Annotated in this window: 15 protein-coding genes; 4 read left to right on the top strand and 11 right to left on the bottom strand. The window is 45.4% G+C overall.

Going from position 1 to position 24,133, the window contains the following annotated elements; all coding sequences use genetic code 11:
• Window positions 1–188 precede the first annotated feature (188 nt).
• From ICL80_RS00385 to ICL80_RS00340, 10 genes are all read right to left on the bottom strand, one after another.
• Complete coding sequence (locus tag ICL80_RS00385) at window positions 189–737, bottom strand: OsmC family protein (protein WP_194214175.1); 549 nt, start codon at window positions 735–737, stop codon at window positions 189–191.
• 25 nt (window positions 738–762) lie between these two features.
• On the bottom strand, window positions 763–2,052 hold the full coding sequence (locus tag ICL80_RS00380; RefSeq protein ID WP_194214174.1) for a trans-sulfuration enzyme family protein: 1,290 nt from the start codon (window positions 2,050–2,052) through the stop codon (window positions 763–765).
• 13 nt (window positions 2,053–2,065) lie between these two features.
• Complete coding sequence (locus tag ICL80_RS00375) at window positions 2,066–4,276, bottom strand: TonB-dependent receptor (protein WP_194214173.1); 2,211 nt, start codon at window positions 4,274–4,276, stop codon at window positions 2,066–2,068.
• A gap of 205 nt (window positions 4,277–4,481) precedes the next feature.
• Window positions 4,482–5,768, bottom strand: coding sequence for a cytosine permease (locus ICL80_RS00370; RefSeq protein ID WP_194214172.1), 1,287 nt, complete (start codon window positions 5,766–5,768; stop codon window positions 4,482–4,484).
• 86 nt (window positions 5,769–5,854) lie between these two features.
• On the bottom strand, window positions 5,855–6,580 hold the full coding sequence (locus ICL80_RS00365; protein WP_194214171.1) for an aspartate/glutamate racemase family protein: 726 nt from the start codon (window positions 6,578–6,580) through the stop codon (window positions 5,855–5,857).
• Between the two features lie 181 nt (window positions 6,581–6,761).
• Window positions 6,762–9,485 carry a LuxR C-terminal-related transcriptional regulator gene (locus ICL80_RS00360; protein WP_194214170.1) on the bottom strand — a complete coding sequence of 908 codons (2,724 nt, stop codon included), beginning with the start codon at window positions 9,483–9,485 and terminating at the stop codon, window positions 6,762–6,764.
• 68 nt (window positions 9,486–9,553) lie between these two features.
• Complete coding sequence (locus tag ICL80_RS00355) at window positions 9,554–10,648, bottom strand: DUF917 domain-containing protein (RefSeq protein WP_194214169.1); 1,095 nt, start codon at window positions 10,646–10,648, stop codon at window positions 9,554–9,556.
• Entirely contained in the window at window positions 10,648–12,210 is a 1,563-nt protein-coding gene (locus ICL80_RS00350; protein WP_194214168.1) for a hydantoinase/oxoprolinase N-terminal domain-containing protein, read from the bottom strand. Before ICL80_RS00350 ends, ICL80_RS00355 begins: the two co-directional genes overlap by 1 nt.
• An 802-nt stretch (window positions 12,211–13,012) precedes the next feature.
• On the bottom strand, window positions 13,013–14,341 hold the full coding sequence (locus ICL80_RS00345) for a sensor histidine kinase (protein WP_194214167.1): 1,329 nt from the start codon (window positions 14,339–14,341) through the stop codon (window positions 13,013–13,015).
• Window positions 14,331–15,710: a sigma-54-dependent transcriptional regulator gene (locus ICL80_RS00340; RefSeq protein WP_194214166.1), complete on the bottom strand. Its 1,380-nt coding sequence runs from the start codon at window positions 15,708–15,710 to the stop codon at window positions 14,331–14,333. The genes ICL80_RS00345 and ICL80_RS00340 overlap by 11 nt, the downstream gene beginning before the upstream one ends.
• A gap of 218 nt (window positions 15,711–15,928) precedes the next feature.
• Between ICL80_RS00340 and ICL80_RS00335 the strand changes: the two genes are divergently transcribed.
• The 4 genes from ICL80_RS00335 (at window position 15,929) to ICL80_RS00320 (ending at window position 22,569) form a co-directional block, all read left to right on the top strand.
• On the top strand, window positions 15,929–17,266 hold the full coding sequence (locus tag ICL80_RS00335) for an efflux RND transporter periplasmic adaptor subunit (RefSeq protein ID WP_228073693.1): 1,338 nt from the start codon (window positions 15,929–15,931) through the stop codon (window positions 17,264–17,266).
• A gap of 50 nt (window positions 17,267–17,316) precedes the next feature.
• Window positions 17,317–18,000, top strand: coding sequence for an ABC transporter ATP-binding protein (locus ICL80_RS00330; protein WP_194214164.1), 684 nt, complete (start codon window positions 17,317–17,319; stop codon window positions 17,998–18,000).
• A gap of 26 nt (window positions 18,001–18,026) precedes the next feature.
• The gene (locus ICL80_RS00325) at window positions 18,027–20,519 is read left to right on the top strand and encodes an ABC transporter permease (RefSeq protein WP_228073692.1); all 2,493 of its coding nucleotides are present in this window, start codon (window positions 18,027–18,029) and stop codon (window positions 20,517–20,519) included.
• A gap of 88 nt (window positions 20,520–20,607) precedes the next feature.
• On the top strand, window positions 20,608–22,569 hold the full coding sequence (locus ICL80_RS00320) for a serine hydrolase domain-containing protein (RefSeq protein ID WP_228073889.1): 1,962 nt from the start codon (window positions 20,608–20,610) through the stop codon (window positions 22,567–22,569).
• A 209-nt stretch (window positions 22,570–22,778) separates the two neighbouring features.
• Here the strand turns inward: ICL80_RS00320 and ICL80_RS00315 are convergent, their stop codons facing one another.
• The gene (locus tag ICL80_RS00315) at window positions 22,779–24,092 is read right to left on the bottom strand and encodes an MFS transporter (RefSeq protein ID WP_194214161.1); all 1,314 of its coding nucleotides are present in this window, start codon (window positions 24,090–24,092) and stop codon (window positions 22,779–22,781) included.
• Window positions 24,093–24,133: the final 41 nt, after the last annotated feature.

Genomic DNA, 24,133 nt, shown 5'->3' with positions numbered 1-24,133 from the left:
AAATTAAGGGTTTTGTGTTCCCCGTCAGCGCCTATGGGCTTAAATAGCGGCTTTACTTACAGGAGGAGCAAAGAGTTCATCACTTATTACAATCCCACGATGTATCATGAGGCCCTAAATACTCTCTTAGTCTGAGACGCTAAAAGCCCATATTTATTTGGCGCTGCACATCTATAGTAGCTTTTCTTCTATTCAGGTGTGTCTACGTTGAGTGTACCCTCAAGGCTAACCGGATTGGCAATGGTCATCGCATTTGGGCTGTGAGCCACGGCCTGTAGATGTATTTCCTCAAGTAAATCTTTGGGTGCATCTGCCATAACTTTCAAAGTGTATCTGATTTTTGGGAAGCCCATTGGCCCTTCTCCGCCAAGCCCTAGAAATCCGCTTAGGTTTAGGTCGCCTTCCACATCAACTTCAAGGGAGTCAAGCTGAACGCCCTTTGCCGTCGCGCCCACGACAAAGGCCACCATAATGCAGGCTCCAAGGCCGGAGAGCATCAGCTCTTGTGGGTTTGGTCCATGATTAGCGCCCAAAAGTTGACGTGGCTCATCTACCTTCCATGAAAATGAACGGCTTACCTTGTGCGGGCCGACTTTCATCGGCTTGGTCTTTACTGCAGAACGGGTGGCGGTTTCCCATGTCAGATTTACACCATAAGAGATTTCAGCCTCTTCCGGAGCCTCCCGCACTTCGTTGGCAAACTCACTTAAACCACTTAATGACAGATTATTTCTCATTATATTTGTGTATCCCTGATATAGGTTAGGCAAAAGCCTGTTCAAAATCGGCAATAAGATCTTCGGGGTCTTCCACCCCGACAGACAGGCGCACCATGCCAGCACTTATCCCCATTTGTTCACGCTGGCGGCGGGTAAAGCCTGAATGAGATGTGTTGTAAGGTAGGCTAATAAGGCTTTCTACACCGCCAAGACTTGTCGCTTGAACAGCCAGATTAAGCCGCTCAAGAAGGTGCAGCGCAGCAGCATCTCCCCCCTTTACTTCAAATGTCACCATTCCTCCTCCTAAACGCATTTGCCTTTTGGCAAGGTCATGATCCGGATGGCTAGGTAAAAACGGGTAATATACTTGCGAGACCTGTGGGTGTGCCTCTAGATACTGGGCAATAATCATTCCGCCCTCGGAATGAGCGCGCATACGAAGGGCTAGTGTTTTAAGCCCACGCTCAAGCAAGAAACAACAATGGGGGTCCAGACATCCACCATAAGCTAGCATTCGTCCCCATACCTGATCTATCAGCTTGCGGTTGCCTACTGCTACTCCTGCCACCAGGTCACTATGCCCATTAAGATATTTAGTCGCCGAATGGACAACTATATCCACTCCAAGATCAAGTGGATTAACTAGAATAGGTGTGGCAAAAGTTGCATCAACCACTACCCGCAGGCCATGACGCCGAGCAATATTAACCAAGCCCGCTATATCTATGACTTTGAGCAAAGGGTTTGTCAGAACTTCAAAAAACAGGACCTGTGTTTCTGGTTTGATCGCTGCCTCAATGGCCGCCAGATCGCGCGGGTTCACATGGGTAACGGATAGACCCATATTGGGAAACTCGTTGCTGAAAAGCGCATAGGTTCCTCCGTAAATTTCATCGGAAGTCACCACATGACCGCCCGGGTCAAGAAGGCTCATCAAGCTGCTGGATATTGCAGCCATCCCGGAGCTGAAAACTAAGGCAGACTGGGCGTTTTCGAGGGCTGCAATCTTGTCTTGCACAGCCCACTGCGAGGGGTTTCCGTAACGTGTGTAAATAAAACGGTCACGGGCATACCCCTCCTCAAAGGAGCGGTATTGCTCTTCCCCTAGCAGGAAAGTAGATGCTTGATAAATTGGCGTGCCAACTGCCCCAGTAGGCCCGTCCTGAACGGTGCCAGCATGAATGGACCGGGTTGACAATCCCTGTCCCATATGAACAGCAGAAAGGGATGGTCCATTTTGCCGTGATCGCCTAAGATCGTTGACCCAGTCCACAGGCTTTTCTGTGGGACCTACGCTACGGGCATCACCGCGTATAGTCGATTTTTCAAGCATCTGTTTTCCTGCTCTAAAAATTGAATGAAGCACTGATACCGTATGTTTTCGGGGCGCCATACCCGTACACAGTGCCTGCTACCCCACCTGTGAAGGCAGATACCCGGTATTCAGTATTGCTGAGGTTTTTCCCCCACAAAGACACAGCCCATAGACCATCTTCTGATGCTATGCCTATTGCAGCATTTATCAGCAAATAATCATCTTCTTGCAGGGCAGGGGTTTCATAAATATCCAAGAATAAATTATCCTGCCAGTTAAAATCACCCTGAACAAACATATACATGTCGTTATTAAGGTCGAATTCATACCGGGCACGCCCATTTATATTCCATTTAGGAGATAATGCCGGGCGGCCTCCTTTTTGTACTTCCGCGATGAAAGGGTCAGTGATTTTAGAGTCCAAATACCCAACACCTAGCGCCAGATTAAGCCCTTCAACAGGCAGAGCTTGAACATCTATTTCAAACCCCTTTACTTCAGCATCTCCAATATTTTGAAGAGCAAAAAGAGCTGTAACGCCACCCGCTGCACCAGCGAGCGTTCCCTGTGCTTGCAGGTTTTGATAATCATAGAAGAAGAGGGCAGAATTGACCTGTAATCGCCCTTCAAGAAGGGTAACTTTCGATCCTGCCTCATAGGATATTACAGTTTCTTCATCGAAGGGAATAATGTTGGCAGGGCTAAAAACCAATGTTCCTTGAAAGCCCCCTGATTTGAACCCTTTGCTAATGCTTGCATAGACCATCGCATCATCGTTTATGTTATAATCCAGTGCAATTTTTCCAGATACGGCACTATAGTCCGCAGAATAATCAGCGGCTGGGAACATTAGACCACTGTCTATTGGTCCAGATTCTCCTGGCCCGGGCTCTGCAATCCATGGGGTTGTCACATCATTAAATTCTTTATCTTCTGCGGAATAGCGTAACCCTGCTGTCAACTTCCACTGGTCAGAAAAATCCCACTCAATCTGTCCGAAAATTGCTTTTGATGTGGAAATCTGTGTGTATCTGTTGCCAAGAACATCTAATGTGGCATAGGAGGATGGCAGGCCAAAAGCCGCAGGCGGAAAACCTGCTCCTGTTACAGGGTAATCCGTGGAGTCTATAATTTTATCCCGGCCGTAATATAGGCCAGCCACCCAGTTTGTGGGACCAGAACCATTTGATGCCAAACGAAGTTCCTGAGTGAATTGTTCAATATCACTGATTAGAATTTGATCAATTAATCCATCACCTTCCAGGCCATCTGTATCACCATATTCAAATCGGTCCAGTTTTTCAAAGCCGCTGACGGATGTTAGCATGACCTGACCCATATCCCAGTTTGCTATAAGGGACACACCGTACGAATCATTATCGCGGTAAGGAACACCGTTCGCTGTATCAATGGTACCGCCAGAGGCTGTATTTCCACCAACGCCCGGGACATTCACACTATTAAGGCTAGAATTGTCAACGCCACCATGTGCGTTCAACAGAAAATCTATATCTGCTGAAGGAAGCCATTTTAACAATACTCTCCATGACTGCCGATCAATGCCGCCGTGGGTGTTTCCTGTAACAAGGTTTTCTTGATACCCGTCGCTTTTAGTAACATTAAAAGCCACTCGAGCTAATAATGTATCACTAATCGGGCCACTTACGGCACCCTCGAGGACGTATCTTCCGTAATTTCCGTATTCAGTGTCGAGAGAGGCCTCAAATTCCTCTGTGGGCATTTTGCTGTTGAAGAGAACGGCACCACCTGTTGTATTACGGCCGTAAAGTGTCCCTTGTGGTCCTTTCAAGACTTCTACACGCTCTGTATCAAACATCTGGAACAACATCATTGCCGGAGATGCAATATATACTTGGTCTGCATATGACCCTACGGATGTGCCTTGATTGATCGCATAATCATTAACACCAACACCACGAATGGTGAAATTCGGGATATTGGTTGCCAAATTAGCCACTGAAAAGTTAGGCGTTTGGCTTGCAATGTCTGATGGTTGTGTAAAGCGTAGCTCTTTTAAAGTTTTGCCGTCAAAAGCCGTAATCGCAATACCTACATCGTTTATATTCTGTGTGCGCTTTTGGGCTGTTACTAGAATTTCCTCTAAAACAAACTCTTTTCGCTGCTCTGGGGTCGCTGCGGCGAATACCCCCGGTGTCATAGCCGTTATCAGGCTCAGGCCTGTTGTGAATGCCAGAATATTTCTATGTGATCTCTTAACCATTTCAAACTCCCTTCAACGTTATTTTCTGTTATAAAATATTGATCATTAATGGTTTAAGCTTTTGATTATTATATATTATTGCTTGTAATTATTCTGTATTCTAAACGCGTTGACCTTCAACCTGGAAAACGGATAGTTCAGAAAAAAAAGAAGTAGGGGCCAGAGAGACGGAGAGGAAAAGCCAACTACCAAAAATGGTAGTTGGTTATGCTAATGCCGCCTGTCGGTATAATGTGATGCGCGTGAATACATAAAAACACAGTGAGGATACAACAATAGAATCCAACGAAGGGAATGATGTGAATATAAGAACTTCTGCACTGGTCATAAATGCGAAAAGGCTCCCTAAACCCCAAGAGATGAGAGCCTGTATGTTGAGCTTTTTTTGTACAAAATCACTTTGATATTTTGAAGTGTTTCTCTTAAAGACCAGGTGGTCAATGATGTAAATACTTGCGATTGGTGGTATCATCACACCCAATAAAAGAAGAAAATCTGTTAATTTATTAGCGATACCGGAAATCGCCAGAACCAGCCCGACGCCGCCTCCCAAAATAGTCAGTTTCCATTTTTTTACCGACGAGAATGTAGCAGCTAAAGCCAAGGAGCCTGAATATAGGTTGCTGGCATTTGTTGTCCAAGTAGCAAAGACAAGAAGAAACAAGATCGGTGCGCCCGCCCCTAGGGCAAACAACAACTTAATAATATCTGTTTCTCCTACCATTAAGGAAGGAATGGCCGAAAGTGTCAGAACGACAGGCATACCAATGCCCATACTCACTAAAGCCGCAATGATACCGTCCGATTGGTTTCTAGCATAGCGACAGAAGTCGGGAAAAATGACAATGCCAACAATAAAGCTGCCCACGACCATTGAAACTCCCTCTCCAAACCCGATCGTTACTATATCAAAATCTGTACTTATGGGGGCGTTATCGGCACGCAGCCCGGCAACAGCCAGGTAACCAAGAAAAACCATAAGAACTGGAACTGCTGCTAGTGACAGTTTATCCAGTGCTTTAAAGCCGAAAATAGAGGTTAAAACCATTAAAACCACACCTATAAACGTCAATAAAACACCGGAAACTTTCAACTGTATAATCTCTCCAAGTGCCCCTGCGAGAGCACTTCCGAAAACAGCTGCCGTAATGGAAAACCATGCAAATATCGTGAAGGCAAGTAGCATGTTTATAATAACGGCACCCGATGTCCCAAAAGTCTGTTGGATAATCACATAAGTTGATAGTTTTTGGCGCGCCCCGACAATTCCGGTGAAACCGCCAAGAATAGCAAGCATTAATCCGCCGACAAAAAAAGCACCAAAGGCACTCAGCCCCGACATTTCATAGGCCAGTTTTGCCCCGGTTAACATCATAGGCAGCCCAATAGCCACACCAATGATAATAACAGCGATCCTCCACCCACTTACAGTCTGTGCGTCAGGCACTGTATGCAGTGCATTATCATTGAGTATATCTTCCATTTTGCTCATAAACATTCCCATCAAAAAAAGACGATAGTCTCAACAAAAATATACTGAAGAAATATTCAGCGAACTAAAGATTAGTGTAAGAGCTTTCAATAGCCGACAATTAACTTTTTACGGGGCGGAGTATATGTTTTTTTACTATGTGCCAGCCCCACCGTTGCTAAAGCATAGGCTGTCATCACAGTCAGCGGAATTGGATCAATAACAGGAACATCGATACCTTCAGATTTTAAGTGTGCTGTTATCTTATCCGCACATCCTAAAAAACCGGTGCATCCTAAAATAATACCATCTGCACCGTCTTCTTGAACGGCTTTTAAGGAGGCTGCTACTAGCATTTCCTGTGTTTTATCCAGCTGCTTTTCAATTTCCAGAACCGGCATATTGATTGACCTGATGGAAGCGAGTTTTTCAGAAACCCCATATAAACAAGCCAAATTCCGAAATATGGGAACAACACTATCCAAAACCGTTACAACAGAAAATTTCTGCCCTAACATTGCAGCAACATGCATACTGGTTTCCGCGGGCCCCAAAACTGGTATGGAAACGACCTCACGTACGGGTTTAATCCCCGGGTCCCCCATGCAGTCAATAATAATGGCATCGGCTCCATTTTGTTCTGCCTCGATCGCCTTTACAATCGTATCCGGTACAGACAATGCTTCATCATATTCTGATTCAATGGACGATGGCCCTTTGTCCAGTATGGAATGACGAAACTCTAGATTGCTCCCTGTAAGCGGGGCGACATCATCAAGGGAACGCACCCCTTTGGTAATGATCGGTGTAATGATATGAATGATTTTTGGCATTACTTCACTCCTCACGACTTTTCTCTGAATACATGAACAACGATAGTATTGCACTGATCACGGGCTCCTGACAAAAGCCCGTTGTTGGTAGATTCAGCATTAAATAGGTAGTTTGGGGCAGGGGAACGGTAGATTGGGGGCTACTAAAAATGATAGTATAAGAAGCTGGAAAAAATTGCAGTTATGATAAGCCGGTAAAGGCCCCCATTTTTTTTGCCTTGTTCAGGGCCTGTATCCTGTTGGTGGCATCGGTTTTTGCATAAATATTTTTTAAATGATACCTGACTGCATGAGGGGTTACGCTCAGGTTTCTGGCAATAACCTTATCCTGAAAGCCCCGGTCAAGGCCTCGAAGAATTTCTATCTCGCGGAGGCTGAAAAATTGTCCATTTTCATTTAGCTGACTGGACAATTTCAAGTGCGCTTTCACTTTTTTTGCCTGCGTATTCACATCACTGTCGTCACCTTCCTCCACCAGAACAGATAGGAGAGAGCCTATCTGATCAGCACACCGAAAAAAGGGTCTGATATATCCATTGTATTTAATCCGCTCCAACGCATCCCTTAGGTGCTGGAGGGCAGCTTCGTTGTTTTGGGCGGCTTTTTCCAGTGCGCTGGCATGAACCAGACAACGAACAGTCAGTCGGGTGAGATTTTTATGTTCCGAAAATTGTAGACATGACTTGATGATAGCGCGCCCCTCGTCATAATCCCCCGATACGGTCCGTAGTTGTATCAGGGTGCAGACATATGTCTCCACCTCGCGCCACGTATAACGCTCCATATCAAAAAGTTCCGATATATCTGTGGGTAAGGCAGCTTTTTCATATAGCCTCTTGGCTTGCTCGGTATTTTTTTCATATAGCATTACGGAAGTACGTATTGCGGTCAGATAGCTGGAAAGTTTAGCGAGTCCTTGTTCCTCTGCACGCTCGGTTGCTTCAAGCAGAAAAGCTTGTGCATCATTAGCGCCTTCTTCTTCAAGGGTCACGTCTGCCACCACACTATAGGCAGCCGAATATATATCAAACCAGGCTTCGCTATCATGCAGTCTTTGAATGATATTGTTCAATTTTCTTTTGAAGCGCTTGACCAGATTACGTTCAAGGTCAAGTTCAGCCGTCAGTATGTCACCGACCAGTTGAAGCCCTTGATCCCTAGGGAAGTGCCGCCTAGCTTCCTTTTGCGCCTTTGCGTAATGGTTTTCTGCATCAAGGGCTTCTCCTTGAACCATGGTAATCGAACCAAAATGAAAATCCATAAACAGCTTGCCATATAAGGAGGGGGCCTGATGGAAATGGTCAATAGCCTCCTTACCAAACTGCCAAGCCTGAGAAAATTCAGCTTTTTGCTGGTTTGCCAAACAAAGAAGCGTCTTGTAATGCCCCATTATGATTGCATCATCTTGGATACCTTCCTTTTCGCGAGGCAAAATTCTGGATAAAAGTTCGTCGCTTAACGGCATGCACCCGTATGCTGCAAGCATGGTACGGACAAAAATATGATCCTGATATAAAGTAGCATCATCTCCTCCTTTTCTGTCCTTGCTAAACCCAGCGGTTTGTTCCCCCAGTTGATTAAACAACGTCTGGGCATCTTTGAGGTGGCCCGCCTTCATCTGAACAATACAGCGTAGAAACCCAAGGCGTGGAAAGTCCTGCACAACTTGGTCATCCATAAGCTTGTCAGCGTGTACAATCCGTGTCATCCCTTCTCTCAACCAGATCATGATGCCGCCGGCCTGTTCGAGAATTTCACCAAAAAGAGTGTTATCACCTGCCTGTTTGGTATGACGTAAAGCCGTGAGCAATCTGCTTCGGCTGGCAAGTGCCTTTGCGGCCTTTCGTTGAAGTTCGAGAAACCGCTTAATATTTTCACGTTGGTTTGTATTGGCCAGAAACTCCCTGAACAAGGCATGGAGGCGGTAGGTTTCCTCTTGCGCGTCCAGAGGGACGATAACCCCCTCTAGGTGTGAAAGGCCATCCAGTATAAGAGCAGAATCGCTGGTACCTCTAATAGCATCAATCAGCGGTACTTCCAGCCACTCCAGAACAGATACATCAAGCAGGAATGCTTGTTCTGTTTCTGTCAGCCGGCTAAAAACTTGTTCGGAAAAATATTCGGAGGCAAGCCCTCTTTCCCCTGAAAAGTGGCGTATTTTGTCTATATAATTACTGGTATTGCCATTTTCTCCCTTGATTAGCCGTAGGGCAACAGGCCAACCTTCCGTACGGTCTAAAACAGTCTGCATATCCGCTTTAGACAAAGAGTGGCCAAAAAGCTCATCCACTTCTTCATAGGAAAAACGAAGATCCTCGGCGGTCAATCTGATAGCGGCGCCATCCAAAAGGAAATTACTCAGTAAAATGCCCGGATTACGCCGGAAGGCCATAGCAATATGAAGGCTTTCTGGTGCGTGACGGACAAGCGTATTGAGAACCTGTACGGCATCCTCTTCTATAAGGCGCTCAATATCGTCCAGCATAAGAATTACTTTCTTCCCAGACTTCTGTAATGCACTGATGATAATACTAAGGTTGTGCAGGCAATCGTCAGAAGTAGCTCCGCGGTCCTCAAGTAATCCGGTCGATTTCATGTCAATACCGGCTAGATGAAAAGCATAGGCAAGGTAAGTGGTCAGGGTACTGCCTGTATCCTCCGTCTCAAGGGTCAACCAGGCTACGTGTGTGCTTTTTTCAATGAGGCTGTTCCGCCACAGAGACAGCACCGTGCTTTTTCCAAACCCACCAGGGGCCTCCAGAATAGTAAAGGCTCGATCCTGATAGCTGGACAGTTGATCCAATATAGCCAGACGCTGTGCCAAAACAGTATGTCGTTTTGGTGGAACGGTCTTGGCTGTTACCAGCCAGGGGATCATATTTCCAATTGCCTTTTTTTCACTCATCCACTCAATATATCATGGAGGCTTAATTCGTCAAATGTCGCTGTACGCATAGAACAGCGACACTGAGTTCAGGGCATCACAATATCTTCAATTGGTGTATAGGGCCCATCAAGTCCAAACGCCTGAGGTCCGAATATATCAAGGGCCTCTGGTGTTCGCATGATAGGGGGTACGCTAGCCCCGATAATTTTTACTCGCTGGCCATATCGCAGAGCCTCCACAGGGACAGGCTCTGCTGTTTCCCTGTCAACAATGCAGATTAGGTCGGGCACCATCGTCACCATCTTGCCATTGATCTTGGCCGCTAGATTCTCATTCTGAAAAACGACTTCCATACTATCCCCCGACCCTGACAAGGGTTCAAGCCGACAAAATCCAACAGAAAACCCTTTTGTGGTCTCCCGTTTTATATCAGTGATCTTTCCATCATATAGTATTTTGCAATGCTTATAATATTTTGTGGACCGCAGGTAATTCACTAGGGCCTCCACGGGGCAGCCTTCCTTGCGCCCCTGACTGATTGCGCGGCCTATTTCTAATGCAATCGTCAATGTATGTTTTATTGCATATTTTTTTACCACATCGCCACTCACAGGATAGTTGGCGGTAATAACACTCAGCCCCATTTGTATCGCGACGGAACGCACCAAGTCTTCTGCTGTTTTGGCATCTTTTGCATCAATGATGGCAGAATTCAAATGTTCATCAACAACCGATAAAGGGGTAGGTTTTGAACCATATACATTAAAGGTGACCATTTGAATTTCAGGAAAAGCTCGGCCCATGCCATCTGCATTGACGAGAGGAATACCGGTACGCGCTGATGCAACAAGTGGCACCGTGGAATTGACTCCGCCAATTTCGATTGGGATCAGGGCGTCGGGTCTTCTCCCTAATCGCTCGGAAAGTTTATCTATCGCCAGATCAATGTCATCACCACATGCTGCCTTTTCGACCAATACTGTTGGAGCCCCCAACATTGCAATGGCAAAAACAAGGGCATCATCAGCCAAATCTTCCGGCTCAATGATTGTCGGAACGCCAAATTCGCGGATCGCATGTTGTGCCAGAAGCTTTCCGATATAAGGGTCCCCGCCGCCGCCGGTTCCCAAAAACGCCGCGCCACGTGCAAAATCTTCCAAGTCTGTCAGTTCCAGTTTCATTACTCTGCCCTCACAACATTATCCAAATTTAATTCACCAGCGACCTTGATGCGCAACCGGACGGCACCGCCCGGGATATAGGCCAATGGGACCTCCTCAATATCAATAACTTGTACTGTGTCAGGGGCTGCGCCAGCCTCTACCGCTACAGATATGGCTTCTGCCTTTGCCTCGGAAATGGCAGTGTCTCGGCCAACGGTATCATAAGAAAAAACACGATCAATCTCCCCGCCAACCTGAGCGATTGAGGCCCCGATGGCATTGGCTACGCCCGCATGTTCGGGAATGATGACTTTCAGGGTTCCTGGGATATCGCGGTTAATTAGAACAGCGCCGCCACCTACTAGGATTAAAGGCACAAGATCGGCGCTTGTTTTCATCCGGTCAATCCCGTCGGCAACGATATGATGTATCCGTTCGACAGCCTCGGCAATAAGCTCTTCAGGCAGGTGTGATATATGGGATTTCCGGCCGATATCAGCATAACCGGCCGCGACAGCAATATCTGTGGAAGTCAATATGTCTCCGCCGAAAACCATGGCATCTTCAGTGAGCCGGTAGCCCACAGATTTTGGCCCCACTTTCAGGTCGCCTTCTGTCGTAATGATGGATCCCCCACCAAGGCCCAACGCAAAAATATCAGGCATTCTGAAATTGGTTCGCACCCCGCCAATATCAACCGTTAGAGAAGATTCTCGTGGGAACCCTTTGGTCAGCATACCAATATCCGTTGTGGTGCCCCCAATATCAGCCACAAGGGCATCTTCAATGCCTGACAGGTAAGCTGCCCCGCGCATGCTATTGGTTGGCCCAGAAGCAAAGGTCAGTACAGGGTATTTTTCAACAAACTCAGCCTTCATGAGGGTCCCGTCATTTTGGCTGATATAAAAGGGTGCTAGAATACCGAGGTCCGCGAGAGCCTTACGAAACGACGCAACAATCTTGACCGACAGTGCGGCCAAACTGGCGTTCATAATGGCCGCATTCTCTCGCTCAATAAGGCCGATGCGGCCAATTCTGGAAGATAAGGTCACATTGCAATCTGGTATTTCTTTCAGGATAATTTCTTCGGCGCGATCTTCCATTTCGCCGTTGACCGGCGAAAAAAGCCCTGAAATAGCAATGGCTTTCAATCCGCGCGACTTAAAACGCTTCACGGCTTCCCTAAAGCCCTTTTCGTCAAATTCACTATTCAGGCGACCATCATACTGATAGCCCCCTCGGATCATTTCAAAATTGCTCCCGATTACTGACCGGATATCGTCAGGCCAATCCGTCATGGGGGGAATGCCACGAGTTGCCGGAAGGCTGATCCTTATCACGCCAACCTCAACCAAATTACGGCGTTCCACAAAAGCATTGGTGAACTGCGTTGTGCCAATCATTACACATTTAACTGCGTTGGCAGATTTGCCTGATTGATCAAGCACTGATGTGATCGCCTTGACGATGCCATCACTTACATTTTCTGTTGTGGGCGTTTTTTGAGCAGCAATCACATTGCGCCCATCCATCAGAACAGCATCTGTATTTGTTCCTCCTACATCAACGCCAATTCTCATATATTGCCCTCCGAAAATAATTTTTACGATGAGCAATATGACGAAAGAACTTTCCCCAAAGCAAAAGCTATGATTGGTAGGACACCATCAATATGAGGAGTTAAAAGGAATATATCTCTTCATTTATAATCTACTAAAATAAGTAGTTTATGAATGATCGAAGCATGCAACAGCCCACGTGATGTACCACCAGTAGGTTCTGCTCCTAAAGCAGCACAAGAGGGTGGTGCTACCAACCGGGTCCCTTTTCCCCTAAAAATATCTTAACCCTAGTCACTTCACACTGATCTAAACTGTTACTTTAACAGTATTTTTATAGGGTAACCCTCTGATTAGTACTTCGTTGGCTATATGTAAATTCAGGCCTACATAGCTATCAGTTGATATATGTCTATACTCTTGGTAATCTACTAAAGTGCCATGGCTAGTTAAGCATATAGGTTCCTTATTTTTCTCTTTTTCTAATATTATGCAGTCTCTGCCAAAGTAAACATCAGCAGGGGTGAGGTTATTGCGCTTTCGTGTTTATCCCTGAGGTATTCTGGGGATATAATCACTGTGAGATGTTGTCTCGCATCTCCAAGCAGTTGGAACATAAGCTATCTGTTTTTGTGTACGTAGCCAGAAAAAGAGGCATCATATCAAAGTTTGCTAACATTTTCTGGTGAGGTGGCATTACCAAATGTGCACCCTGATACGGTGCGAATGATTATTGGTATAACAGGTACGCCTAAATAGGGTGCTGGCATAGAATAAGGCCGCGGCGGAGCGATGTTTTTTAATCTCAAGTATCCAGGGTTCATTAAAACATTAGTGAGAATTTAGTTCCTCCTTCTTCTTGGTTTGACACTGTAATAGATCCACCATGTGCAATCATGATTTGGCGTGTCAGAGCCAGCCCTACACCACTACCCCCCTGTTTTGTAGTAAAGAACGGTATGAAGATATTTTTGACTATGTCGCCCGGTATTCCGGTACCGTTATCGGAAACTTCAATAACAGCTCGCCCTTTACTATTCAGTTTACCAGTTAAATGAATGGTTGGCCGAACACACCCTTCAAGGGCTTCTGCCGAGTTTTTGATCAGATTAATCAGAACCTGCACGATCATGTCAGCGTCTATATTGAGCGATAAATTTTTTGGGCTAACTGAGGTTGTCAATTGCAAACCATGTGATGACAGGTCAGGCGTGATCACACTTGTGGCCTGCTTGAACAGTTCCACTGTGGCAATAGGTTTCTTTTGCGGCTGAGGTAAGTGAGTCAGGTGTCGATAACTTGTGACAAATTGCGTTAGGCTTTTTGAGCGTGTGGCAATGGTGCTTACAGCCTCTTTCACATCTTGGCGCACAACTGGTGACGGATCGTCAATCAGGTCTGCTGCTGTTGCAGCCAGCGAGGTGATCGGTGTAATGGAATTCATAATTTCATGCGTTAACACGCGCACCAAATCCTGCCATGCTTCCAATTGTGTGGCATCCAGCTCGTTTTGGATATTTTGGATGCTGATAAGTTTTTCAATTTTACCATCTGCCAAAACCTCGGTTGCTGTAAGGATAAGGCGAAGCTTTTGATCATCTGTTATAAAGTTGGTAAGTTTCTTTTCGCCTGCGGATATATTCTTAACCTGATTTTGAAACGCGCTTCCAAACAAAGCAAGGTCATCAAGATAAATGGCGCGGCTACTATTAAAGAGGCGCCGGGCCGCTTTGTTCCATAATGTTAGTTTGTTGTCACTGTGGACCGATATCAGCGGCGTTGGCACATTTTCGAGTAAAGCTTTGAGCTTTAACAGTTCATTTTGCTGTGCCTGCCGAGCCGCATGAAAGCGCTTTAATATGTCGCTGAATACGCTGCCAAGCTCCGAGAACCCCGAACCCAGAGAAGAAAAATCAAACTTCTCATTATAATTAGCATATCTCGCAGCCTCAAAAAATCGACTGATCTCTATATTGGTGCGGAAAATGAAGCGCACCAGCTCATAGATAAGCGCGCATGTTAGCCCCAGAATGAGTACGATAGTGGCGTAATACCCAGGAAGTGAAATCAAGTGAATTAATAAGGCCATCAAAATCATGATGCCGCAGAGGCGCGCAATCAGCATCAGGCTAAAATTTTTTTCAAAGCCCATACTTTTCCATCCTTCGATATAAAGCAGCGCGGGTTAACCCCAATTCTTTTGCTGTGTGACTGACATTGTAGCCATGTTTTTTAAGGGCTATTTCAATAGAACGGCATTCCAGCCGCTTTAAGTTCAGGTCTGTATCATTCTCGCGCTCAAGTGCCGCAGGGACTGACTGAATTTGAAAGTCTGATAGTGCAAAGCTATCACTATCTTTCCCGGAAAGGATTACAGCGCGTTCAATAGCATGTCGTAAAGCTCGCACATTTCCTGGCCATGCGTGCTGCGTCAGAACATCTAAACAGGCAGCCGTAAGCCTCTTTGAGGGCATATTGTATTTGCGGCAGTAAAACTCGGCATAATGATACGCTATTTCAGCAATATCCTCCGGGTGATCCCTTAGTGGAGGCATTGTAATTTCCACAGTATTCAGCCGAAATAATAAATCTTGGCGGAAATAGTCTTCATTATATAGTTTTTCTGCAGACATATTTGTTGCCGCAATTATGCGGACATCAATTGGTACTGGCTTGTTCGAGCCAACAGGAGTGACTTCTCTTTGCTCAAGAGCGGTTAGCAATTTTGCCTGTAAGTGGAGTGGCAAGTTGCCAATTTCATCGAGAAATAGCGACCCTCCCTCGGCGGCTTGAAACTTTCCCATTCTGTCTTCTGTGGCATTGGTGAAGGCTCCCTTCTTATGGCCAAAAAGTTCTGCTTCAAACAGCGCCTCAGTCAGGGTGCCAAGATCCACTGACATGAAGATTTTATCTGCTCGTTTAGAAGCGTAATGCACAGCGCGTGCCGCTAACTCTTTACCGGTACCATTTTCGCCTAATATTAAAATATTCGCACTTGTTGGAGCTGTGCGTTCTATGAGGGATTGCACCTTTTTGATTGGTGCGCTTGTGCCAAGCAGAGCCTGGTTTGGGCCAGTTGCGGCAGCAGACAGGACCTTGCTCTTTTGCTGTAGTGTGTGAGTTTGTTTGCGGCTCAGTGAGAGCTCAACACCAGCTGAAACTGTAGCCAGCATTTTGGCATTTTGCCAAGGCTTTACTATAAAGTCAGTTGCCCCTCTCTTGATGACATCAATCGCCAGATCCATTGTCCCATGTGCCGTTATCATAACAACAACAGCGCTAGGGTCTATTTCCAATATGGCCTCAAGCCAGGTTAAGCCTTGCTTACCAGATGACTCTCCTGGACTGAAATTCATATCCAACAGAATTGCGTCAAAGGAGTGATGCGCCATCAGCTCAGGAATAGTCTCTGGGTTGGTCGTTGTTATAACGGAACTGAAGTGCCGCTTTAACAGTAATTTGCCTGCGACGAGAATGTCCTCATCGTCATCTGCTATCAATACGGTGCTGTTTTCAACCATCGCTTATTGGTGTGTCCTGAATCATCTTTATCCCATCACTGTTCATTATCGTACACTTAATGTTCAATTTTGAACACTGGTAATTAAGGAAATGCCTTTAAATTTTAAAAAATATTTTAAAAACAATACTTTATATTTTGGCATGTCACTTGCTGTTATTGGTCAAAACAATAATGAAATCGTGCTCTGGATGCATTAGAGACGGTGTTAGGACAGTAATGGATCAAAAGCAAACAAGGGGCAGAGCTCCAATCTCAGATATTAAATCATCTTCGACCCTAATTTCTGGAACGGGAATGGATAGGAAGGTTGAGAATAAACAGGGGCACTGGCGTAAAATCCTTATAGGCTCACTTGCGGCCTTAGCGGTGATATTGGTAGCTTTCTTCTTACTGGATAGTCAGGAAGGAAAAAGTTTAAGGATTCAAGAGAGCCGGGTTACTGTTTCAGAGGTGTTCAAAGGTAAGTTTGAAGACTTCATTCCTATTCGTAGCAGGGTTACGCCTCTAAAAACTGTCTTTCTTGATGCAATTGAAGGGGGGCGAGTAGAGCGAATTTTAGTGGAAGATGGCACGCTTCTGAAAAAAGGAGATCTCATAGTTGAGTTATCCAATACCACATTACAGCTAGAAGTGACTCGTAATGAAGCTGCTGTCATTGAGCAGCTTAATAATATGCGCACAATTGAATTGCAGCTTGAGCAAAACAGATTGTCACATAAACGAAATTTGGTCGAAATTGATTATCAGATAAAACGCCTAACGCGCCGAGTAGACCGAGAGCGAGAACTCATAAAAACGAACAATATATCTCAAGCGCAATTGGACCAGACAGAAGACGAACTAGCCTACTATATTAATCGTAGAAATGTTACTTTGGAAAGTCAGGCTACAGATGCCCGTATGCAAGATGCACAACTGGTATTTTTGCAAAAATCGAGTGAACGCCTAGAGCAAAACCTAGAATTTTCTAAGAAAAACCTTGAGGCCTTACAGGTACGTGCACCAGTTGATGGTAAGCTTTCTGGGTTCAATGCTGAAGTTGGTCAAAGCATTAGCCACGGTGGGCGTTTGGGGCAGGTTGATAGCCCGAATGCCTATAAGTTAACGGCGAATATTGACGAATTTTACTTAAACCGGGTGGACCTTGGCCAAACCGCTCAGTTTAGCCGAGACGGCAACGAGTACGAAATCAGGATAGTGAAGGTCTATCCGCAAGTAAAAAACGGTCAATTCGAAGCGGACTTTGTTTTCAATGGCGAGCAACCACATGCCATTAGGCGCGGCCAAACATTGCAGGCAAATCTGGTACTTGGTGATCCTGAAACCGCGATACTCATTCCAAATGGTGCTTTTTACCAAGATACAGGTGGGAAGTGGATTTTTGTTGTAACCCCCGACAAGCAAAAAGCTGTCAAAAGACCAGTGCGCCTTGGTAGACGAAATGCTCAACATATTGAAGTGCTCGAGGGACTTGAAGTTGGAGAACATGTTGTAACATCGCCCTATACGGGTTTTGTGGAGATGACGCACTTAAAATTGGGTGGAGTAGAGTAACAGGCTCACAACAGAAAACAGAATAACGACATGAGAGGAAAGGATCCACTATGCTAAAATTGAAGAATTTATCTAAGGTTTATAAGACCTCCACAGTTGAAACGGCGGCTCTTGATGGTATCGATATTGAAATTGGTCGGGGTGAGTTTGTTGCTATTATGGGGCCTTCTGGCTGTGGTAAGTCGACCCTTCTGAATATTATTGGTATGCTAGACACACCTACAGACGGCGAATATTTTTTTATGGATGAGAATGTAGCTGCCTACCCCGAGGCAAAACTCGCCAGCATTCGCAAGCATAATATTGGGTTTATCTTTCAATCCTTTAACCTGATTGATGAGTTAAGCGTCGAGGAAAATATCGAGCTGGCCTTGTTGTATCACGGCATTCCTGCAAGTGAACGGCATGACCGCGTGAGTAGTGTCATGGATAAAGTGGGTATTGCCCACCGTGCTAAACACATGCCAGGCCAACTCTCTGGCGGTCAGCAGCAGCGAGTGGCAGTGGCGCGCGCCGTTGTGGGTAATCAAGCTATGATTTTAGCGGACGAGCCAACAGGTAACCTCGACAGCGCCCACGGCCAGGAAGTAATGGAGATGCTGCAGGGGCTGAATGAAGAGGGTACTACAATTGTTATGGTGACCCACAGTCCTGCTCACGCTGATTATGCGCGCAGAACCATAAACCTCTTTGATGGCCATGTGGTTACTCAAAATATCCGTGCTGCCGTTTAACGCTATATAGTAATCAGCGAGAATAGATGATGTTTCAAAATTACATAAAAGTAGCATTAAGGAACTTGTTTCGTAACAAACTCTACAGCGCCATCAATACTATTGGGTTGGCAACAGGGTTTGCTGTTTGCATCTTGGTCATGCTCTATGTGCGTCACGAATTATCCTATGATAAAAATTGGGCGAATGCAGATACGATAGCGCGTGTTAACACGACTATTCTGTTGCCTGGGCGCTCACCGTATATTTCTGTTTCTGCATCCGTGCCTATGAAAGATGCAATCGAAACATACTTCCCTAATGAAGTTGTGCGCGCGACACGATTTATACCCATGCATCCTGTTGTTACGCATAATGGCGAGGCCTATGCGGAAGATATGCATTGGACAGACCCTGAAGCAGCTAAAATGTTTGATTTGACTGTGTTGTATGGCGACCTTGAGGCAGCCCTTCAAGATAAGGCCAGCTTGGCTGTCAGTGAGACATTTGCCGAGAAATATTTTGGCGCGAGCAATCCTGTTGGCAAGGTTTTGCATATTAAGCTGTTCGAAATTGATCGGGATTATCGTATCGGAGCTGTCTTTAAAGACTTGCCGGATACAACATCTTTATCGTTTAGAGCTTTGGCAAGGTTTGACTTAACGGACTTTCCACAAACGGGGGCTCTCTATGATACATGGGGGAATGTGGGCGAGCATCTTGTATATGTTCAGTTGAAAAGCCCGGCTTCAATAAACACAGTTAATCAGCAACTTCCTGATCTGATAAACACGCATGTAACAGGGCTAGACTCTCTTAAGTCTGGCCCAAATAGTAAGGTTTCAGATTTTTACCTACAAAGCTTGCAGCGTCTTGTTGATATTCACTTGCATCCGACAGGCATGGGGGAAATGAAACCCTCTGGTGATATTAAAACTGTACGCATATTGGTCATAATAGCCGGGCTTGTGTTGTTAATAGCTTGTATAAATTTTGTGAATCTTGTCACAGCTAAATCAACCCAAAGGGCACGTGAGGTAGCGCTTAGGAAAGTATTAGGGGCTAATCGAAAACAGCTCATAATTCAGTTCATAGGCGAGACCCTTATTTTAGCAACTATCGGCTTGTTGTTTGGGCTTATCTTTGTTGAGCTTGCCCTGCCTGCGTTCAATAGCTTCCAGAATATGAACCTTATATTCTCTTACGGAGATGGGTATACCATACTGGGCCTGTTGGGGTTGGTAATCCTTACTGGTTTTATCGCGGGTATTTACCCGGCGTTTGTCATATCTGGTTTTTTACCTGCACGAGTGTTAAGGGCAAACAAATCTTCAGAAGCTGGGGACTCCATGTCTCTTCGTAACGCTCTGGTGATATTGCAATTTACTATTTCTATAGCGCTTATAGTCGCGACAGCGGTGGTGTATGGGCAAACATGGTATGCTACAAACCGTGATCCAGGTTATAGTAAAGATAATATCATCGTCCTGAACAATATAGGCAATGACGCGCTTGCTAGTAGGCAGAAAGCCCTAAAGGATACAATCTTATCACTCCCATATGTGAAAGATGCGAGCTATACAGATTATAGCCCAATTGATATCCACGAGCGGCTAAATTCGTATCAACTTGAGGGGGCTAATGCCAGTCAGACTGCCCTAATCAGCACCCAGTCGGTCGACTATGATTTTCTAGATACTTACAAAATCCCCCTTGCCGCAGGGCGGTTTTATAGCCGCCAGTTCTCAACGGACGGTGTCCCGCCCATAGAGGTGGAAGGTGCGGTTGGTGCGGTTGTCATAAATTATGAAAGTGTAAAAAAGTTAGGTCTTGCAACGGCTCAGAATGCTATCGGCAAATATTTAATAGCGCCTATCGGCATGAACGAAGCCGGACTGGTGTTTGGAAAAATGGAAATTATAGGTGTTACGCCAGATATATACTTCCAGTCTCCAAAGAAGCCGATCAGAGCTGAGGTATATTTGTTAGCGCCAGAACGATACCATGTTCTCGCGGTTAAATATGATGGCAAACCTCAGGCAATAGCATCAAGCCTTGAGCGGGTCTGGAAGACTTTCACGAACTCTGTACCATTCCAGTATGAATTTGTGGATGACTCTATCGCAGCTGAATTTAAGGCAGAGCGGGATATATCAATCATGCTTGCGGTCTTTTCTCTTATAACAGTGATTGTCGCCTGCCTTGGGTTGTACGGTTTGGCGGCTTTCACTGCAGAGCGGCGGACCAAGGAAATCGGCATCCGTAAGGTATTAGGTGCAGGCGTGTTGGATATCGTACACTTGTTAGTTGTGCAATTTTCTAAACCTGTTGTCATAGCAAACCTTATAGCATGGCCTTTGGTTTCGTGGGCAATGCTGCGTTGGCTCGAAAATTTCCCATATAGAATTGATAGTTTGCTGTTGATCCCATTTTGTGTGGGAGCAGGTTTAATATCTCTGGTGATTGCATGGCTTACCGTCAGTGCGCATGCCGTCAAAGTTGCCCGTACCAACCCAATCAAAGCACTTCGGCATGAATAGCACTGTGGTACTTGAGAGGGGGGCCTCCCCCCCCTCTCTCTTTTTACGTTTTAAAAGTTATGAAAGCAGGGAGAGTTCTGTGAATAAAATGCTGAGAGCTTTAGCTATCGGAATATTTCTAGTTCTTGGTGTCCCCGTATTGGCTCAAAACAACACAGTCGAGGTGACAGATGCACATACAAAAGATATGCATCAAGGCACCGGGGAAACTTTACATGAGGTCCTAGAGGCAACTGACCTTAAAGACTGGGTGGATGGTTATATGTCTGCTGCCCTCAAGCAGGGAGATATTGCGGGTGCTGTGGTCAGCATCGTTCAGAATGGCCGTATCGTAATGACTGACGGCTATGGATATGCCGATATCGAAGCCAAAACACCGATGGACCCACGCCGAACATTAATGCGCGTAGGGTCAACATCCAAGTTGTTCACTTGGACCGCTGTTATGCAATTGGTTGAACAGGGCAAGTTGGACTTGAATGAAGACATAAATTCATATCTGGACTTTAAAATCCCTGATGCAGCAGGTGGGCCCATCACGATGAAAAGCTTGATGAACCATAGAGGTGGCTTTGAAGAAGGACTAAAAGAAGTTCTGTTATCAGACCCCAAAAAATTTATCTCAAACGAACAGTTCCTGAAGGCACATATCAGACCAAGGATATACCCAGTTGGAAAAGTGCCTTCTTACTCAAACTATGGCACCGCCCTTGCTGGATATATTGTGCAGCGCCTGTCTGGAGAGCACTTTGATGATTACATTGACCGTCACATTCTTGAGCCGTTAGCGATGAACAGTTCAACCTTTAGACAGCCTTTACCACAAAAATATAAGGGAAGGGCCGCGAAAGGATATATAGATTCCACCCAATCTCCCTGGCCTTTCGAACTATTGATACCATCCCCGGCAGGTAGCTTAAGCTCTACAGCTGAGGATATGGCTAACTTTATGATAGCGCACCTGCAGAAAGGGCAGTTTGAAGGTAAACAAATCCTAGAGTCATCAACAGCTGAGACGATGTATTCAAATACGGCGCCACACCAGCCCGGTTTTCCATCTATAGCGCATGGCTTTTTGACATATGAAGAAAATGGACGGCGTGTGATTGGGCATGGCGGTGATACCATCCTGTTTCATACTGAGATGAAGCTTGTGCCAGAAGAGAATGTTGGCCTTTTTGTAAGCTTCAACAGCCGAGGGAAGCAAGATGCATTCAATGGTATACGGGAGAGAATATTCAAAGATTTTATGGATAGGTATTTTCCTGATACAAGCGAGCCGAAGAAGCAGGTATCAATTGCGTCTGCACTATCAGATGCGAAAGCCTTGGCTGGCAAATATCGCAGTTCTCGTCGCATTCAGACAGCTTTTTTACATATTCTCTATATCTTAGATCAAACAACACTCATTGCCAATGATGATGGAACGGTACATTTTTCATCTCAACCATATAAGAAATATGCAAAGACCGCCCCTAATTTGTGGCAGGAGATAAACGGTGATGATGCCTTTTTCGTGTCTGTTGTTGATGGCGTCAAAACGCTATCAGACATGAAAAACCCCACGTCAGTGCTGCAAGAAGTGCCGTTGATATACAATTCCACACTCAATAACGTCATCTTCTTAGGGTCTATCGCAATCATGCTTCTCGCGCTCATCGCATGGCCAGTTGGGTGGTGGCTGAGAAGAATATACAATCAACTCTTATCACTAGCGGGAAAGCCTTTACTAACGCACAGGCTGACCCTCGGTTTCATGATAGTCAATCTTATATATCTTTTTGGGTGGTATCTGGCTGTAAAGCCCCTATTGGCAACTCAACTAGACATCTATACTCCTGAATTTGATGGTTATCTCAGACTGTTACAGGTTAGCGCGATCATTCCAATCTTAGGTTCTTGTATTGCTACTTACAATGCTCTGCTTGCTCTTAAGTCTGATCGTTACTGGGCGGGTAAGCTTGTCAGCATATTCTATGCACTAGCCATGATCGGTATTCTCTGGGTCGCCAGTCTTGGTGGGTTTGTAAGCTTTACGCTTGAGTACTAATAACAGAGCATAGAGCATTGAGATGCCTCTATATTTTTAAAGCACCTCGCTTACTATAAAATGGGAAGTAAGGTGCTTTAAAATATGTCTTCAGGAATTCTTTACACAGAAGAGTGCAAGCGTGATGCTGTTGCGCAGATCCCTGACTGTGGTTAAAGTTTACAGCGGATCGTAGTGGCATTATCACATGAAAATATAAGGCTTGGATATCAGCTATTCTTTGCAAATTTTCCAAGTAACCACATCAATAAGCCGGACATTAGAGAAAGACTGGCTATGATAAGCATTAGGCTGTGAAAACTTACACCGGCAGCAAGAAAGAATCCAGCAATGACAGGGCCAGCAACACCGCCTATTCGACCTGCAGCGAAGGCCCAGCCAACACCTGTTGATCGGATGGTCGCTGGGTAAAAACGTGCAATTATAGCGGTAACTGACATTTGCGCCCCGATGCTAAAGACACCGGCAAATAAACCAATCGCAAAGACAAGAAGTGATGATGTAGTGGCTAATTCGATTGTAGCAATAAAACACGCACCAATACCGTAAAACAAGGCTGTAGTGTTATACGGGGGCCGTTTATCAGCTATGCGGGCAAGGAAAATATTACCAAATACACTACCTATATTCATGATCCCAACTGTCATTACAGCTGTTTCTATGGGTAATCCTGTTGCGTTGATTAAGGTGGGTAGCCAGCTTACAATGCAGTAAACAGTTAAGAGGCTTAGGAAACACAAACCCCAGATGATAAGCGTGCCATAAGCACGACCTTCTGTAAAAAGCTGGGTTATTGATACTTTGCTATTACCATGGGGTGCCTCTGAAGCAGGCTTTGATATGGTATTATACCAAGGGCCAAGCTTCTCTTGAATATGTTTGAGTTTAAGCTCCTTGTTAGGCTTGCGTTTTAGGATATTAATAGATTCTGGTAGAAAGAAAACGATAGCAAATAGAAGTATCATAGGGGCAACTCCACCCACTATAAAAAGCATAGACCAGCCCCAAATAGGCATAATAACGGAGCCGATCATTGCCCCTACTATTGCCCCTATTGGAAAGCCGCTGAAAACAAAAGCAACAATTGTAGAACGTTTTTGGGGTGGGGCATATTCAGCAGATAAAGCAATAACACTGGGGATAGCACCACCTAGGCCAATGCCTGTCACAAAACGAATAAGAGCCATTGATTCTGGCATTGAAGTGTATGCGGTAATGATGGAGCCAACAACAATGACTGTTAAGGATCCGATTAAGAGTGGTTTTCTTCCTATATAGTCGCCTACTGGTCCTAAGCTGAAGCCACCGATAAGTCCACCAAAGAGGCCAGCCCCAAAGATCAGACCCAAAGCAGCGTGATCGCCCCCAAACTCCTTTTGTATGTAAGGCGCTGCAAACGATATTGCTTGGGTATCAAATCCATCAATTAGCATTGTCAGAAAACAAAGGCAGTACACAAGCAACTGAAGTGGTCCGTAGTCTTTGGCTGGTGTTGTTTGTAGTGTGGGCTTCGTTAGGGTCATGATGATCTCTATATATTATTGATATTAGCAGACTTTGAAGG

The organism is Kordiimonas pumila (assembly GCF_015240255.1).
Classification (GTDB): domain Bacteria; phylum Pseudomonadota; class Alphaproteobacteria; order Sphingomonadales; family Kordiimonadaceae; genus Kordiimonas; species Kordiimonas pumila.
This window is presented reverse-complemented; position numbering and strand designations above follow the sequence as displayed.